The sequence below is a fragment of the Azospirillum formosense genome, assembly GCF_040500525.1.
GTDB classification, from domain to species: Bacteria; Pseudomonadota; Alphaproteobacteria; order Azospirillales; family Azospirillaceae; genus Azospirillum; species Azospirillum formosense_A.
This window is the reverse complement of sequence record NZ_CP159403.1, coordinates 1,361,961-1,376,936: the sequence shown is the minus strand read 5'-3', so window position 1 is coordinate 1,376,936 and position 14,976 is coordinate 1,361,961. Positions and strand designations below refer to the sequence as shown.

The following is a 14,976-nucleotide window of genomic DNA, read 5'->3' as shown; positions in this document are numbered from 1 at the left end:
GGCTGCATGACGCTCGACCAGGGACTCGCCTTCGGCATCATCGGCGCGGTGATCGCGCTGCTGATCTGGGACAAGCTGCGCTACGATCTCGTCGCCATGCTGGCGCTGCTGGCGGCGGTGGCCGTCGGGATCGTCAAGCCAAAGGACGCCTTCAATGGCTTCTCCGACGACATCGTCATCATTGTCGGCTCGGCGCTGGTGGTCAGCGCCGCGGTCGGCCGCTCCGGAATCGTCGAGGAGGTGATGCGCCCCCTCAGCGCCCGCATGAAGACCGTGCCGGCGCAGATCATCGTGCTGACCGGGGCGGTGACGCTGCTGTCCGCGGTGGTCAAGAACATCGGGGCGCTCGCCATCTTCATGCCCATCGCCATGCAGGTGGCGCGGCGCAACGGGACGAAGGTGTCGTTGCTGCTCATGCCGATGGCCTTCGGGTCGCTGCTGGGCGGGCTGATGACGCTGGTCGGCACCTCCCCCAACATCATCGTCAGCCGCCTGCGCAACGAGATGGTCGGCGAACCCTTCGGCATGTTCGACTTCACGCCGGTCGGGCTGATCGTCGCGGTTGCGGGGGTGGTCTTCCTGGCGGTCGGCTACCGCCTGCTGCCCACCGGGCGCCAGGCGGCCACGGGCAGCGCCGGGGGCTTCTCCATCGACGACTACACGGCGGAGGCGCTTCTGCCGGAGAAGTCGCCCTTCGTCGGCAAGACGGTCGCCGACCTGGAGGCCTACGGCGAGGGCGACGTGACGGTCGCGGCGATCATCCGCGGGCGGCACCGCCGTCACGTTCCATCCGGCCATTGGGTGCTTCTGGCCGGCGACGTGCTGGTCCTGGAGGCCGACACCCAGGCGTTGAGCGATCTCGTGAAGCACGCCGGTCTGGAGCTGATGCACGAGAAGGAGCTGGAGGGGGTGCAGAGCGACGAGGATCTGGCGGTCCTCGAAGCGGTGGTGGAGCCGCGCTCCCCCCTGATCGGCAGCAGCGTCGAGGATGTGGAGCTGCGCGAGCGCTACGGCGCCAACCTGCTGGCGCTCAGCCGGCGCGGCCGGCCGATCCGCCAGCGTCTGCGCCGGGTCCGCTTCCAGCCGGGCGATCTGGTGGTGCTCCAGGCGCGGGCGGCGGGGCTGGGGGACACGTTGAACGAACTCGGCTGCCTGCCGCTGGCGGAGCGCAACCTGTCCATCGGGCGGCGGCGCAAGCGGCGGATCGCGCTGGCCGTGATGGCGGTGACCATCGGGCTGGTGGCGACCAGCCTCGTCCCGGTGACGCTGGCCTTCTTCGGCGCCGCGGTCGCCATGACGGCGCTGCGGGTGATCACGCTGAAGGAGGCCTACGAATCGATCGAATGGCCGATCCTTGTGCTGCTGGGCGCCCTGATCCCGGTCAGCGAGGCGTTGCGCACCACCGGCGGGACGGAACTGATCGCCGGCTGGCTGTCCGTCGCCGCGCAGGGGCTGCCGCCGATCGGCGCGCTGGCCATGATGCTGGTGGCGGCGATGGCGGTGACGCCCTTCCTGAACAACGCGGCCACCGTGCTGGTGATGGCCCCCATCGCGGCCAGCCTCGCCAACCATCTGGGCCTGCGGCCGGACGCCTTCCTGATGGCGGTGGCGGTGGGGGCGGGCTGCGACTTCCTCACCCCCATCGGGCACCAGTGCAACACGCTGGTCATGGGGCCGGGCGGCTACCGCTTCAGCGACTACGCGCGCCTCGGCCTGCCGCTGTCGCTGATCGTCATCGTGCTGGGAACGACGGCGATCGCGCTGTTCTGGCCCATGGTGCCGCATTAGGACGCCCTCTCTCGGGACGGGAGAGGGCTTCTTGCTTGGCCACGTCAGTCCCAGGCGGGGGCCAGACCGTCCGGGCTGACGATCCGCCCGTCCGGGCGGGCGAGGCCATGGATGGCCGCCATGTCCGCCTCCGACAGCGCGAAGTCGAGGACGGCGAGGTTCTCGGCGGCGCGTTTCTCGCCGACCGTCTTCGACAGGGCGATCACCCCCTCCTGCTGGACCAGCCAGCGCAGGACCACCTGGGCGGGGCTCCGGCCCAGCCGGGCGGCGATGTCGGTCAGAACCGGGTCCTTGAAGACCTTGCCGTCGGCCATGGCGTAATAGGCGGTGACCGACTGGCCATGGCGGCGCGCCGCCTCCAGCATCACCGACTGGTCCAGATAGGGATGGTACTCGATCTGGTTGGTCGCGATGGGCGCCGTGCTGAGGCGCACGGCCTCGTCCAGCAGCGCCCGGTTGAAGTTGCTGACGCCGATGTGCCGGGTCTTGCCGGCGGCCCGGACGGCGTTCAGCGACTCGATCTGCTCGGCGAGCGGGACGGCCTCGTTCGGCCAGTGGAGCAGCAGCAGGTCGACGTAATCGGTCCGCAGCTTCGCCAGGCTCTCGTCGACCGAGCGGTGGAAGTCCTCGGCCTTGTAGTTGCTCACCCAGACCTTGGTGGTCAGGAAGACCTCGCCGCGCGGCAGGCTTGACGCCTTGATGGCCTCGCCGACCTCGCTCTCGTTGCCGTAGATCTGGGCGGTGTCGATGTGGCGGAAGCCGAGATTCAGGACCTCCGGCACCATGCGCAGCACGTCGGGGCCGCTCATGCGGAAGGTGCCGAAGCCGAGGGCGGGGATGGAGGCGCCGTTGGCGGTGACGTTGTGCATTGGTCTCGATCCTCTCGAATGCGGTGTTCTTCTCACTGTCATCAAGCCGGCTGGGCGACGGCGGCGCCGCGGCGCCCGTCCCTGCGGTCCAGCGCGCCGCTGAGCAGGGTCAGCGCCAGCCCACCCAGCACGAACAGCCCACCCACCCACGGCGTTGCCGCGAGGCCGAGCGCGCTGTCAACCACCCGTCCGCCGAAGAAGGCGCCGGCGGCGATGCCCAGGTTGAAGGCGGCGATGTTCAGGGCGGAGGCGACGTCCACCGCGCCCGGCGCGTGGCGCTGCGCCAGCTGCACGACGTAGAGCTGGAGCCCCGGCACGTTGGCGAAGGCCAGCGCGCCCATGCCGGCCAGCGTGACGAGCGCCGGGACGGGGCTGGAGGCGGTGAAGGTGAAGACGATCAGCACGACCGCCTGAAGGGCGAACAGCCACGCCAGCGCGCGGACCGGGTTGCGGTTGGCGACCTTGCCGCCCACCATGTTGCCGACCGCGATGGCCGCCCCGTAGAGCACCAGGACGAGGCTGACCGTGCCGCTGGAGAAGCCGGTGATCGTCTCCAGGATCGGCGCCAGATAGGTGAAGGCGACGAAGGTCCCGCCATAGCCCAGCGCCGTGATGGCGAAGGCCAGCAACAGGCGCGGCTTGGCCAGCACGCGGACCTGCGTGGCCAGCCCGGCGGCGGGCGGCTGGCTGAGCTTCGCCGGGACGAGGGCCGCGACGCCCAGCACGCCGATCACGCCCAGCGCGGAGACCGCCAGGAAGGTGGCGCGCCAGCCGAAATGCTGGCCGATCCAGGTGCCCATCGGCACGCCGGTGACGATGGCGATGGTCAGGCCGGAGAACATCATGGCGATGGCCGAGGCCCGCTTGTCCTCGGGCACGAGGTCGGCGGCGATGGTCGCGCCGACCGAGAAGAAGACGCCGTGGGCGAAGGCGCTGAGCACGCGGGCGGCCAGCAGCGTCTCGTAATTGGGGCTGACGCCGGCCAGCAGGTTGCCGGCGATGAAAAGGCCCATCAGGCCGAGCAGCAGCGGCTTGCGCCGCAGGCCGCCGGTCAGCGCGGTCAGGACCGGGGCGCCGACGGTGACGCCCAGCGCGTAGACGCTGACCACCATGCCGGCCATCGGCAGGCTGACGTTCAGGTCGGTGGCGACGGTCGGCAGCAGGCCGACGACGACGAATTCCGTCGTCCCGATGGCGTAGGCGCTGATCGCCAGCGCCAGCAGTGCGAGTGGCATGACTGAAGGCTCCATCCATGCAGGCTGTGCAGGACGCATCAGATGAGCCAAAAATCCGGGATGCGGAATGCCGTCCGTTTTCGCATGATTGTGTCATTGAATGACAAGATCGATGAGAGGGCCGTGCGATGAGCGACAGCCGCGCCTGGGACATGAGGGTCTTCCTGCGCGTCGCGGCGCTGGGCAGCTTCAGCGCCGCCGGGCGCGAGGTCGGCATGACACCGTCCTCCACCGCCAAGCTGGTGACCCGGCTGGAGGAGCGGCTCGGCGTGCGGCTGGTCGAGCGCTCCACCCGCCGGCTGCGCCTGACCGCGGAGGGCGAACTGTACCGCGAGCGGGCGGAAAGCCTGCTGGGCGACCTCGACGCCATGGAGGCGGAGGTGGCGGGCGGCGCCCGCTCGCCCACCGGGACGATCCGCATCAGCGTGTCGGTGCCGTTCGGGCGGCATTGCCTGCTGCCGCTGCTGCCCGACTTCACGCGGGACTATCCCGGCATCCGGCTGGACCTGACCCTGACCGACGAGGTGGTGGACCTCTACGCGGCGCGGGCCGACGTGGCCTTCCGCGCCGGGCGGCTGTCCGATTCGGCGCTGCTGGCGGTGCGGCTGGGCGACGTGCGGCGCCGCATCGTGGCCTCGCCGGACTATCTGGAGCGCAAGGGCACGCCGGAGAGCGCCGCCGATCTGGAGCGCCACGACTGCCTGGGGTTCAACTTCCGCCGCGCCGCCGCGGTCTGGCCGCTGAAGTCCGGTGGGCGGCTGGTCGACCGGGAGGTCGACACGCGCATCGTCGCCAACAACGGCGAGACGGTGCGCCACATGGCCCTGCTCGGCCTGGGGCTGGCCCGGCTGGCCGAGTATCACATCCGCGACGACCTCGCCGCCGGGCGGCTGGTCAGCGTGCTCGACGATGCGCTGGTCGACCGCGAGGAGATCCACGCCGTCTACACCGGGCGGGAAAGGGTGCCGCACCGGGTCCGCGCCTTCCTCGACCACATGACGCCGCGGATGCGCGCATGCCTGCAATGACCGAGTGGCGGGGTGGGACGCCTTGCCGGAAATAGATAGCAAAGCTATTAAATAGGCATGCAATCGAACGACCCGTCCACGCCCGCCCCGGACTTTCCGTCCAACTTCGGCATCCACCTGTTCCGCGCCGCCCATCTGTGGCGGCGGGAGGCGAACAAGGTGCTGGCGGAGAGCGGCTTTTCCTCCTCCGTTATCTCGCCGCTGATGCTTCTCAACGAACTTGGCGACGGAATGCGCCAGCGCGAGCTGGCCGAGGAGATGGGGGTAGAGGGGCCGTCGCTGGTCCGGCTGCTCGACAGCCTGGAGGCGGCGAAGCTGGTCGAGCGGCGGGAGGCCCCGGACGACCGGCGGGCCAAGACGCTGCACCTGACGGACCAGGGCCGCGACCTGCTGGCCCGCGTGAACGCCGCGCTGAACGACGTGCGCCGCCGCCTGCTCGCGGGCGCCTCCGGCCCGGAGATCGCCGGCGCGGTGCGCGTCATGGCGGCGATTGAGTCGAACGCCCGAGCCATGAAGGGCTGACGGGGGTTCTACACAGCAGCGCGTCCCGCAGCGGCGGGATATGGAACGATCGCTCCCGGCCATGCCGGTGGAGCGCAAGGACGAACCACGGTGAAACTCTTCTCCCTCCTCATTCGGATCACGGTCACGCTGGTCATCACGCTCGGCGCCGTCGGCGGCGGCTGGTGGCTGTGGGATTACTACATGAACGAGCCCTGGACCCGCGACGGGCGGGTGCGGGCCGACGTGGTGCAGGTGTCCTCCGACGTCGCCGGTCTGGTGACCGAGGTGCGGGTCATCGACAACCAGGAGGTCCGCAAGGGCGACGTCCTGTTCGTCGTCGACCCCAGCCGCTACCGCCTCGCCGTCGACCAGGCCGAGGCCAACCTGGAAAGCGCCCGTGCAGAGCTGTCCTTCCGCAAGGCCGAGGCCGACCGCTACGCGCAGCTCGGCAACAATGTCGTCTCCACCGCCCAGCGGCAGGAGGTCGTCTCCGCCCAGGCGAAGGCCGCCGCCGCCGCCCGCCAGATGGAGGCGGCGCTCGACCTCGCCCGCTTCAACCTGGAGCGGACGGAGGTGCGGGCGACGGTGGACGGCTTCGTCACCAACCTCCAGCTCAAGGCCGGCAACTACGTGACGTCGGGCCAGCCGGTGGTCGCGGTGATCGACCGCCACTCCTTCTACGTCGTCGGCTATTTCGAGGAGACCAAGCTGCCGCGCATCCGCGTCGGCGACCCGGTCCGCGTCACCATCATGGGCGAGCCGGAGCGGCTGGCCGGCCGGGTGGACAGCGTGACCCACGCCATCGTCGACCGCGACCGCACCGAAGGCACCGGCCTGCTGCCCAACGTCAACCCGACCTTCAACTGGGTCCGTCTGGCCCAGCGCATCCCCGTGCGCGTCGCGCTGGAGCAGGTCCCCGACCCCCGCGACCTCGTCGCCGGGCGCACCGTGACCGTCGAGGTGGTGCGGGAGACGGAGCAGGGGGCGCCCGCCGAGCGGGTGGCTAGGAAATGAAGACTCCCGCAATGAAGCTGGTCTCGCTGAGCGAGGCGCTGTTCTCGGCCAAGGCCTTCGCGGCGGCCATGGCGGCGCTCTACATCGCCTTCTCCATGGGGCTGCCGCGGCCCTTCTGGGCGATGGCGACCGCCTACATCGTCTCCGGCCCGCTGTCGGGCGCGGTGCGGTCGAAGGCGGTCTTCCGCGTCGCCGGAACGGCGCTGGGCTGCGCCGGGGCCATCGCCCTGGTGCCGGCGCTGGCCGATTCGCCGGAGGTCCTGACCCTGGCGCTCGGCCTGTGGGTGGCGGTCTGCCTGTTCATCTCGCTGCTCGACCGCACGCCGCGCAGCTATCTGTTCATGCTGGCCGGCTACACCATCGGCCTGATCGGCTTCCCGGCGGTGACCGACCCCTCGACCATCTTCGACACCGGCCTGGCCCGCGTCGAGGAGATCATGATCGGCATCCTCTGCGCCACCGTGGTGCACAGCGTGGTCTTCCCGCAGAGCGTCGGGCCGGCGCTGCTCGGCCGGCTGGACGCCACGCTGCGCGACGCGGAGCGCTGGACGCGCGAGGCCCTGTCGCGCGAGACGGCGCCGGAGGGCGTGGCCAACGCGCAGGAGCGCCAGAGGCTTGCCCGCGACATCACCGAGCTGCGCGTCATGGCGACCCACCTGCCCTACGACACATCGGAGGTGCGCTGGATGACGCGGGCGGTGCGGGCGATGCAGGACCGCATGGCCTATCTGCTGCCGTTGACCGCGGGCATCGAGGACCGGCTGGACGCCCTGCGCGGCCAGCTGCCCGCCGAGGTCTCCGCCCTGCTGGCCGATCTCGACCGTTGGGTGGCCGGCGAACCGGCCGGGGGCGACGACGCCGAGCGTGGCGCCGACCGCCTGCGTGCGGAAATCGCCCGGCTGTCGCCGCCCATCGGCGAGGGCACCGGCTGGAAGGAGGTGACGATTCTCAACCTGCTCACCCGCCTGCGGTCGCTGGTGGACATCCACCAGGACTGCCGCGACCTGCGGGCGCACATCCGCGACGGCAAGAGCAGCCTGCCGGAACGCCTCGACCCGCTGACCCGCCGCCGCTCGCGCGACGTCTTCCATCTGGACGCCGGCATGGCGCTGTGGTCGGGCTTCGCGGCGCTGCTCGGGATCGCGGTGGTCTGCGCCTTCTGGATCGGCACCGGCTGGTCGTCGGGATCGACGGCGGCGATGATGACGGCGGTCTTCTGCTGCTTCTTCGCCTCGCTGGACGACCCGGCGCCGGGCATCCGGCTGTTCCTCGTCTTCACGCTGCTCTCGGTGCCGCTGGCCGCCTTCTACCTGCTGGTGGTGCTGCCGTCCTTCGACAGCTTCCCCATGCTCGTTCTGGGCCTCGCCCCGACCTTCCTGACGCTGGGGGTCTTCATCGCCCGCCCGGCGACCATGGGCAAGGCGATGGCCCTGCTGATGGGGGTGGTCGGCTCGCTCAGCCTGCTCGACCTCGGGTCGGGGGACTTCGCGTCCTTCCTGAACAGCAACGTGGCCCAGGTGGTCGGGATCACCACGGCGCTGCTGGTCACCCAGCTCTGCCGCTCGGTCGGCGCCGCCTGGAGCGCCCGGCGCCTGCTCCGCGCCGGCTGGCGGGAGATCGCGGCGATGACCGCCGCCCGTTCGGGCATTCCCGTGGGCAGCTTCGAGAACCGGATGCTCGACCGCGTCGGGCTGCTCTCCTCCCGGCTGGCGCTCGCCGGTCCGCAGCAGGATCTGGCCGCGGCGGACGCGGTGAACGACCTGCGCGTCGGGCTGAACCTGGCGGAGCTGCAGCGCGCCCGCCGCGCGCTGGGCGGCCCGGCGGCGCCCCATGTGGCGCGGCTGCTGGGCGCGGTCGGGCAGCATTTCCGCGGCCTCTCCAGCCGCCGCCTCGGCACGCCCCCGGCGGAGGTGTTGCCGATGATGGACGCGGCCCTGTCCAATCTGTCGGCGGAGCCGCAGTCGGCGGAGCGTGACCGCGCGGTGATCGCGCTCGCCGGGCTGCGCCGCGCGCTGTTCCCCCACCTGACCTTCGCCGCCCCCGAATCCTCCAGCGAATCGCTCCGCGAACCGGTGACCGCATGATCGGCGAAATCGACATCTACGGGCTGTTCATCCCCCCGCTGCTGATCCTGGCGATCGCGGCCTGGTTCGTCTCGGGCCTGCTGCGGCGCGGCCTGCGGGCGGTGGGGTTCTACGGCTGGGTCTGGCACCCGCCGCTGTTCGATCTGGCGCTCTATGTGCTGGTGCTGAGCGCGCTGACGGCGCTGACGGCGTGGCTGCGGTAGGGAGCTGCGCCGAGAGAGGAAAGGCGGATCGGGGCGCTTATTGTTATGGACTTCCCTCCGACGCCCCGAACCACCCATTCCCATCCAAACCGTAAGGTTTAGAGACCCATCGGTTACCGGTGATATAACAGTTTGTCAAGCGACGGGACGGTTGGGAATCGGGATGGTCTTGTCCGGCTCTTAACCACTCTCTCCCCGGAGGGGAGGGGGATATCGACGCTTCCGCGCGACAACGGTTGGACGCGGCCGGCTCCGCCTTGCCGGTGGGGCGGCCTTTGCTGTAGATATCCGGCATGGTTGAAACGCGACGCACCGGTGACCGCTCCAACGAACCGATCCGCTCCGAGGTCGGCGGCGGGCGCGTCGCGTCGCCCGGTTCGGTCGGTGTCCGCAACCGGGCGGAGCAGGTCGGCGGCGGGCGCCAGCGCATTCCCAGCGTCCGCGAACTGGCCAGCCTTCTGGTGAACGGCATCCTGACGCTGCCGCGCAATTACCGCCGCGGCATGTATCTCGACGTTCAGGTCTGACCCGCCCCTGCCCCCTTGTAAGCCATGATCTCCGGGCCGAACAGCCGCTCCAGCAGCAGGGGCGGCAGCTCGTATTGCGGCAGGCACAGGCTGGTGCTGCGGGCGTGCAGTGTGTGCAGGCACAGCCCCTCGGCGTCCGGAAAGGCGGCGACGCGGAAGCGCTCCCGCGCGCCCTTCATGAACGGCGCGTCCTCGCAGGCGTTGACCGGCGGGAAGCGCACCGCCTCCCACACCGACCGCCGGTAGGCGTAGGAGAAGCCGTAGCCCAGCAGATTGTCCTCGGACGGCGGCGTGTCCGGCGCCTCGACATAGCGGCGCGTCGTCCGGCCCCAGCGATGGTGGGAGCCGCCGCGCGCCGTGTCCCAATAGCCGAAGGTTCCGTGCACCGCGCTGTGCAGGAACCAGCCGGACAGGGTCACGGCGTCGTGCCCCGCCTCCAGCCAGCCGAGCAGCCGCTCCACATAGTGGGGGGCGTAGAAGTCGTCGTCGTCGAAATGGACGATGATCTCGCCGCGCGCGTGCTCGGCCAGGATGTTGCGCTTCTCCCCGATGGCGTAGCGGCGCGGCGCGTAGAAATACTTCAGCCGCGGCCCGGCGAGCGGCTGGAGATAGGCGGACGGGCGCGGGCTGTCGTCGAACACCAGCCACTCGATGTCGGGGACGGTCTGCGACAGCACGCGGGCGTGGCACAGCGGTAGGATGTCCTCCCGTCCCCAGCTTGGCGTGATGACGCTGACGAGCGGCCGGTCGGCCATGGTCTCTCCTTAAGCAACGGCGATTGACGACTTGCGGCGCCCCCAACCGCGGCGCCGCATGGACTCCGGCCCGGCGGCGCGTGTAGACAGGCGGCATGGTGACACTTCGGGATGCCCTGGCCGCCGCGGTCGGCCACCATCAGGCGGGCCGGCTGGACGCGGCCCGGCCCCTCTATCATAGCATCCTGCGCAGCCAGCCGGGCCATCCCGACGCGCTTCACCTGCTGGGCGTCCTGGAAAGCCAGGGCGGACGCCCGCGCGCGGCGCTTCCGCTGCTGCGCCGCGCCGTGGCGCTGCTGCCGGGCGACGCGGATTTCCTCGGCAATCTGGCGCGGTCCCTGCGCGCGGCGGGGCAGCCCGAGGCGGCGGAGCGCGCCTTCGCCCGCGCGGCGGCGCTCGACCCCGCCGATGCCCAGATCGCCTTCACGCTGGGTTCGTTGCGGCTGGAGCGCGGGGACGCGGCGGGCGCCGCGGCGGCCTTCGCCCTGGCGCTGACCCGGCGTCCCGACTTTGCCGAGGCGCGCATCAACCGCGCCAACGCCCTGGCCGCGCTGGGCCTGACGGAGGACGCGGCGCGGCTGCGCCGGCAGGCGGTTGCCCTGGCGCCCGCCCATCCCGACGCGCTCCACAACGCCGCGGTGAGCGCGCTCGCCGACGCCGGGCTGGACCGCCCCGTTTCGCACGCCCGGCGCCTCGACCCGGACTTGGTGGAACGCGCGGTCGGCGCCCTGGCCCATGCCTTGGCCGCCGATCCGCGGCACGGGGCGGCGGCGGACGCGCTGCTCGGGGCGGCGCTGGCGCTCGTCCAGGCCGGGCAGGCGTCGGAATGGCTGCTGGACCGCGCCGCCCGCACCGCCATGACGGTCCTGTGCCGCAACCCGCGCGACACGCGGGCGGCGGCTGTGGTCGCCTACCGCTTCTACCGGCGGGGACGGACGGACCTCGCCGCCCGTTTCATGCGGCGCGTCTCCCGGCGATTCACCGCGGCCGAGGTGGCGGCGGATTTCGAGCTGGGGCTGTGGTCGATGGTGCGCGCCGGGGCCAATGCGCTCGACGGGTTGCCCGACGCCGACTCGCTGCTTGGTGCCTTTCCGCCGCTGGAGTTGCTGGCCGAGCCGCCGGCTGGCCGCGGGCCGTTGCTGGCGGTGTCCTGCGACGACGGCTATTACCGGCGCTTCGCCACGGGCCTACTCGATTCGGTGGAGGCGGCGGGTGGCGGCGTGGCCGTTCATGTCCATGTCGTGAACCCCTCGCCGGAGACCCTGGCCGACCTTGCCCGGCGGCGGGAGCGCCTGCCGCTGGGCGCCAGCCGGGAGGTGGTGGACTTCACGGGGTGGGACGACCATCGGCGCACCACCTATTACGCCTGCATCCGCTTCCTGCGCTGGCACCAGCTGATGACGCGCTGGGGGCGGCCCCTGCTGCATCTGGACGCCGACTGCACGCTGGCCGGGGGCCTGGACGGGTTGGTGGCGCTGCTGGAAGGGAGCGACGTCGGGCTGCTGCGCGACGCCCGCTGGCGCGGCCCGACGCGGGAGGTCACCGTCTGCTTCGCCGGGTTCCAGCCGACCCCGGCGGGGCGGGCCTTCCTGGCGCTGACCGCGGCCTACATCGGGAATTTCCTGCGCGACGGGCGCGGGTTCTGGATGCTGGATCAGGCGGCTCCCTTCGCGGTGCTCGACGCGCTGGAGCGGCGGAGGGACGGGTTGCGGGTGCGCTGGTTCGACGTGCTGGACTTTCCCTGGGTCCGCTTCATCGGGGAGAAGTGACTCAGCAGGGAAGCCGGGCGCAGCGGCCGTCCGGGCACTCGCGGCAGCATTGCCCGCAAATGTCGTCGAGATCCACGGCGATGCCGTGCCGCTTCAGCATTCCCTGGGCGTAGGCGGTGTAGAGCCGCGCCAGCGCCCGGCGGTTGGCGGCCACGGTCTTGGCGGTCAGCGCTTCCGGCGCCAGCATCGCGGCAATGGCTTGCTCCACATCCTCGATGGCGGTGCGGACAGCCGACAGGTTCAGCATCCAGGACCTCCCTGCGGCGTCGCGACCCTTGATCAATCTGATATACAACATGTGACGAAAATCCGGCGGACGAACAACCCCCAATTTAGCGGATGGAGACGTCCTATCCGGAAAGGCTAGGGGCCTTGCGTCAAATCCCGCAGAGACCTGGCCAAGACTTCGGCAAGGCGTCGCCCGTCGCACAGCAAGCCGGCCGCCATGCGCGGGCGCAGGGTGCGGCGCAGCTCGGCCAGCCGCGCCCGGTCGGCGGCCCAGCCGGCGGCGAGGTCCACATAGTCGGCCGGGTCGCGGGCGACGCATCCTTCCACCCCGGCCACGCTCAGGAAGGCCAACGAATGACGGCCGGAGAAGGTCTCGCCGGGCAGGGTGACGACCGGCACCCCCATCCACAGCGTTTCCAGCGTCGTCGTGCTGCCGGCGAAGGGGAAGGGGTCCAGAGCCACATCGACGCGGGCGCACCAGCCCATATGCTCCCGGCTGCCGGTGGCCCCGGCCAGGATGAGCCGCTCCGGCGCGATCCCCGCTGCGGCCAGCCGTCCGCGCCAAAGGGCGGCGGTCTCCGGGCAGGACAGCGCCTTGGTCTTCAACAGCAGGCGCGACTCGGGAACGCGGGCGAGCAGGGCGGCCCAGGTGTGCAGGACCTCGTCGGTGAGCTTGGTCAGGATGTTGAAGGCGCCGAAGGTGACGGGTTGCCCGGTCAGGCAGGGCGGCGGGCCGGGCTCCGGCGCGTCCGGCGGCGGGTCGTAGGCGATGAAGGCGCCGGGCATGCGCAGGATGCGCTCGCTGTAGAAGCGCTCCGCTCCCTCCGGCACATGGTGGGCGTCGGCGACCAGAGCGTCCATGGCCGCGAGGCCGGTGGTCGCCATGTAGCCGGACCACGCCACCTGCACCGGCGCCGGCTTGCGCGCGAAGACGCCCGGCCGCCCGCGGGCGTTGTGCCCGGCGAGGTCGATCAGCGCGTCCAGCCGGTCGCCGCGGATCAGCGTTGCAAGTTCAGCGTCGGTCCGGTCGGCGACCGGCACCCAGCGCGCCGCCGCGGCGCGGAAGCGGTCGGTGAGGTCGTCCGTTTCCCACTGGTTGGCGTAGAGGGTCAGCGCGACGCCGAAATCCGGCAGCGCCTCCACCGCCCGAACCGCGAACTGGCCCGCCGGATGGCGGCGGAAGTCGCCGGACAGGATGCCGACGCGCAGCGGGCGGGAACCCTCACGCACCGCCGGGGGGCGCAGCGCCCAGTCGGCCCGCAGCGGCGCGCCATGCACGGCGTCCCAGGCGCGGTGCGCCTCCAGCACGCGGGCCAGCGTCACGCCGGGACGGAACAGCTCCAGATAGGCGAGGTTGGAGCGCACCTCGGCCAGTTCGGGCCGCAGGGCCAGCGCGCGGCGGTAACCGGCCTCGGCTGCGTCCAGGTCGCCCTGCGTCTGGCGCACCAGCGCGAGGTTCGCGTGGGCCTCGGCCAGATCGGGACACAGGGCGGCGGCGCGGGCGTAGGCGCGGGCGGCCTCGGCCAGGCGGTTGCGCTTGTGCAGCGCGTCGCCCCGCCGCAGCGCCGCCTCCGCGAAGTCGGGCCGCGCGGATTCCGCGCGGCGGGCCGCCCGTTCCGCGTCCATGGGGGCGTCGAGGGCCAACCGGGCGGCGGACAGGTTGGCGAGCGCCGTGGCGTGGTCGGGGCGCAGCGCCAGCGCGCGGTGCAAGGCCCGCTCCGCCTCCGCCGCCCGGCCGCGTTGCAACATCAGCGAGGCGCGGTTGGCGTGCGCCTCGCCGAATCCGGGATCGTCGGCCAGCGCCGCGCGGAAGGCGTCGTCCGCTTCGGCGAGCCGGCCAAGCGCCGTCAGCGTGTTGCCGAGGTTGAAGCGCGCCCGCGCGTAGCCGGGGCGCAGCGCGGCGGCCTGCCGGTAGGCGTCCGCGGCCTCCGTCAGCCGGCCCAGCGTGTCGAGCGCGTTGCCGAGGTTGTAATGGGCCTGCGCGAAGGCCGGTCGCAGGCGGATCGCCGCGCGGTGGGCGTCGGCCGCCTCCGCCGCCCGTCCCAGGGCGCGCAGCGCGCTGCCCAGATTGTCGTGATAGTCGGCGACGGTGGCGTCGGCGCGGAGGGCGGCGCGGATGCGCGGCTCGGCCTCCGCCGGGTGCCCGGCCTGGAGATAGACGACGCCCAGCAGGTGCAGCGCGTCGGGATGGCCGGGCAGGGTGTCGAGGACGGCCTGATAGCCGGCGGCGGCCTGCGCCAGCCGCCCGGCCTGATGATGGGCCAGCGCCGCGGCCAGCACGTCCTTGATCGTCGCCATGCCCGATTGTCTAGAGCATTTCCCGGCTCGGTTGAAGGGCGTGGTCGAAAGGGCCGGCGTCAGCTCACCATGCGCCAGCTTCCGTCCGGCTGGCGGCAGGCGGTGCCGTAGCCCTGCTGGAGCTGCCCGCCGACCACGATGCTGGTCTGGAACTCCCGGCACAACTCGCCATAGGGGCCGGTGCCGTCGCGGGTCGGGGTGTAGCTACCCCAGTTGCCGGTCTGCGGGTTGTTCCACTGCACGGTGGCGCCGGTCGGCGCCATGTAGGCCTGCCCCGCCGCCTGCTGCGCGTAGGCGATGTCGGCGCGGTCCATCGACTGGCCGGCGGCGTTGCCCAGCGCGGCGCCCAGCAGCGTGCCGACGCCGACCGCCACCAGCTTTCCCGTGCCGCCCCCGAAGCGCGACCCGGCGAGGCCGCCCACCACGCCGCCGAGCAGCGTGCCCGCCGCCGCCTTGTTGCCATAGCCGGGAGCGTAGCCGTAGCCGCCCCCGTAGTTGGCCCCATACCCGCCGCCGTAGCCATAGGGGCTGGCGCAGCCGGCCAGCAGGCCCACGGACAACACAACCGCAACGATCCCCTTGGCCTTCATCGTGAACCCCACGGTACGGAACCTGCTCTGATGAACCCTGCTCCGATGAACATGGCAGCCCCGCAAACTATTCCGTCCGCGTGA

General features: G+C 71.7%; 14 protein-coding genes. 8 read left to right on the top strand and 6 right to left on the bottom strand.

From position 1 onward, the window contains the following. Positions 1–6: 6 nt before the first annotated feature. Complete coding sequence (locus tag ABVN73_RS19420) at positions 7–1,788, top strand: SLC13 family permease (protein WP_353859890.1); 1,782 nt, start codon at positions 7–9, stop codon at positions 1,786–1,788. Between the two features lie 44 nt (positions 1,789–1,832). Here the strand turns inward: ABVN73_RS19420 and ABVN73_RS19415 are convergent, their stop codons facing one another. Together ABVN73_RS19415 and ABVN73_RS19410 are read right to left on the bottom strand one after the other, a co-directional pair. Then, complete coding sequence (locus tag ABVN73_RS19415) at positions 1,833–2,657, bottom strand: aldo/keto reductase (protein WP_353859889.1); 825 nt, start codon at positions 2,655–2,657, stop codon at positions 1,833–1,835. A 41-nt stretch (positions 2,658–2,698) separates the two neighbouring features. Then, the gene (locus tag ABVN73_RS19410) at positions 2,699–3,892 is read right to left on the bottom strand and encodes an MFS transporter (RefSeq protein WP_353859888.1); all 1,194 of its coding nucleotides are present in this window, start codon (positions 3,890–3,892) and stop codon (positions 2,699–2,701) included. Positions 3,893–4,020: 128 nt separating this feature from the next. Between ABVN73_RS19410 and ABVN73_RS19405 the strand changes: the two genes are divergently transcribed. The 6 genes from ABVN73_RS19405 to ABVN73_RS19380 all read left to right on the top strand — a co-directional run bounded on the left by ABVN73_RS19405 (position 4,021) and on the right by ABVN73_RS19380 (position 9,252). After that, positions 4,021–4,920, top strand: coding sequence for a LysR substrate-binding domain-containing protein (locus ABVN73_RS19405; RefSeq protein ID WP_353859887.1), 900 nt, complete (start codon positions 4,021–4,023; stop codon positions 4,918–4,920). A gap of 57 nt (positions 4,921–4,977) precedes the next feature. Beyond that, positions 4,978–5,442, top strand: coding sequence for a MarR family transcriptional regulator (locus ABVN73_RS19400; protein WP_353859886.1), 465 nt, complete (start codon positions 4,978–4,980; stop codon positions 5,440–5,442). A 90-nt stretch (positions 5,443–5,532) separates the two neighbouring features. Next, positions 5,533–6,438: an HlyD family secretion protein gene (locus ABVN73_RS19395; RefSeq protein ID WP_353859885.1), complete on the top strand. Its 906-nt coding sequence runs from the start codon at positions 5,533–5,535 to the stop codon at positions 6,436–6,438. After that, on the top strand, positions 6,435–8,522 hold the full coding sequence (locus ABVN73_RS19390; RefSeq protein WP_353859884.1) for an FUSC family protein: 2,088 nt from the start codon (positions 6,435–6,437) through the stop codon (positions 8,520–8,522). Before ABVN73_RS19395 ends, ABVN73_RS19390 begins: the two co-directional genes overlap by 4 nt. Continuing rightward, entirely contained in the window at positions 8,519–8,725 is a 207-nt protein-coding gene (locus ABVN73_RS19385) for a DUF1656 domain-containing protein (protein ID WP_014198238.1), read from the top strand. Before ABVN73_RS19390 ends, ABVN73_RS19385 begins: the two co-directional genes overlap by 4 nt. A gap of 293 nt (positions 8,726–9,018) precedes the next feature. Further along, positions 9,019–9,252: a hypothetical protein gene (locus ABVN73_RS19380; RefSeq protein ID WP_174450161.1), complete on the top strand. Its 234-nt coding sequence runs from the start codon at positions 9,019–9,021 to the stop codon at positions 9,250–9,252. Here ABVN73_RS19380 and ABVN73_RS19375 read toward each other — a convergent pair. Beyond that, positions 9,243–10,007, bottom strand: coding sequence for a glycosyltransferase family 2 protein (locus ABVN73_RS19375; protein WP_353859883.1), 765 nt, complete (start codon positions 10,005–10,007; stop codon positions 9,243–9,245). The two genes, ABVN73_RS19380 and ABVN73_RS19375, sit on opposite strands and share 10 nt — an antisense overlap. A 95-nt stretch (positions 10,008–10,102) precedes the next feature. Between ABVN73_RS19375 and ABVN73_RS19370 the strand changes: the two genes are divergently transcribed. Further along, positions 10,103–11,776: a tetratricopeptide repeat protein gene (locus ABVN73_RS19370; RefSeq protein WP_353859882.1), complete on the top strand. Its 1,674-nt coding sequence runs from the start codon at positions 10,103–10,105 to the stop codon at positions 11,774–11,776. A 1-nt stretch (position 11,777) separates the two neighbouring features. Here ABVN73_RS19370 and ABVN73_RS19365 read toward each other — a convergent pair whose 3' ends face one another. From ABVN73_RS19365 to ABVN73_RS19355, 3 genes are all read right to left on the bottom strand, one after another. Beyond that, positions 11,778–12,023 carry a hypothetical protein gene (locus ABVN73_RS19365; protein WP_353859881.1) on the bottom strand — a complete coding sequence of 82 codons (246 nt, stop codon included), beginning with the start codon at positions 12,021–12,023 and terminating at the stop codon, positions 11,778–11,780. A 116-nt stretch (positions 12,024–12,139) separates the two neighbouring features. Beyond that, positions 12,140–14,302, bottom strand: a complete 2,163-nt coding sequence (locus tag ABVN73_RS19360; protein ID WP_353859880.1) for a tetratricopeptide repeat protein — start codon at positions 14,300–14,302, stop codon at positions 12,140–12,142. 59 nt (positions 14,303–14,361) lie between these two features. Beyond that, positions 14,362–14,904, bottom strand: coding sequence for an RT0821/Lpp0805 family surface protein (locus ABVN73_RS19355; RefSeq protein WP_353859879.1), 543 nt, complete (start codon positions 14,902–14,904; stop codon positions 14,362–14,364). Positions 14,905–14,976 lie beyond the last annotated feature (72 nt).

Excerpts from the sequence above, each read along its gene's own strand:
- ABVN73_RS19415 (WP_353859889.1), bottom strand. The coding sequence starts at position 2,657 with ATGCACAACGTCACCGCCAACGGCGCCTCCATCCCCGCCCTCGGCTTC.
- ABVN73_RS19405 (WP_353859887.1), top strand. The coding sequence starts at position 4,021 with ATGAGCGACAGCCGCGCCTGGGACATGAGGGTCTTCCTGCGCGTCGCG.
- ABVN73_RS19400 (WP_353859886.1), top strand. The coding sequence starts at position 4,978 with ATGCAATCGAACGACCCGTCCACGCCCGCCCCGGACTTTCCGTCCAAC.
- ABVN73_RS19385 (WP_014198238.1), top strand. The coding sequence starts at position 8,519 with ATGATCGGCGAAATCGACATCTACGGGCTGTTCATCCCCCCGCTGCTG.
- ABVN73_RS19370 (WP_353859882.1), top strand. The coding sequence starts at position 10,103 with ATGGTGACACTTCGGGATGCCCTGGCCGCCGCGGTCGGCCACCATCAG.
- ABVN73_RS19420 (WP_353859890.1), top strand. The coding sequence starts at position 7 with ATGACGCTCGACCAGGGACTCGCCTTCGGCATCATCGGCGCGGTGATC.
- ABVN73_RS19380 (WP_174450161.1), top strand. The coding sequence starts at position 9,019 with ATGGTTGAAACGCGACGCACCGGTGACCGCTCCAACGAACCGATCCGC.
- ABVN73_RS19375 (WP_353859883.1), bottom strand. The coding sequence starts at position 10,007 with ATGGCCGACCGGCCGCTCGTCAGCGTCATCACGCCAAGCTGGGGACGG.
- ABVN73_RS19390 (WP_353859884.1), top strand. The coding sequence starts at position 6,435 with ATGAAGACTCCCGCAATGAAGCTGGTCTCGCTGAGCGAGGCGCTGTTC.
- ABVN73_RS19365 (WP_353859881.1), bottom strand. The coding sequence starts at position 12,023 with ATGCTGAACCTGTCGGCTGTCCGCACCGCCATCGAGGATGTGGAGCAA.
- ABVN73_RS19410 (WP_353859888.1), bottom strand. The coding sequence starts at position 3,892 with ATGCCACTCGCACTGCTGGCGCTGGCGATCAGCGCCTACGCCATCGGG.
- ABVN73_RS19360 (WP_353859880.1), bottom strand. The coding sequence starts at position 14,302 with ATGGCGACGATCAAGGACGTGCTGGCCGCGGCGCTGGCCCATCATCAG.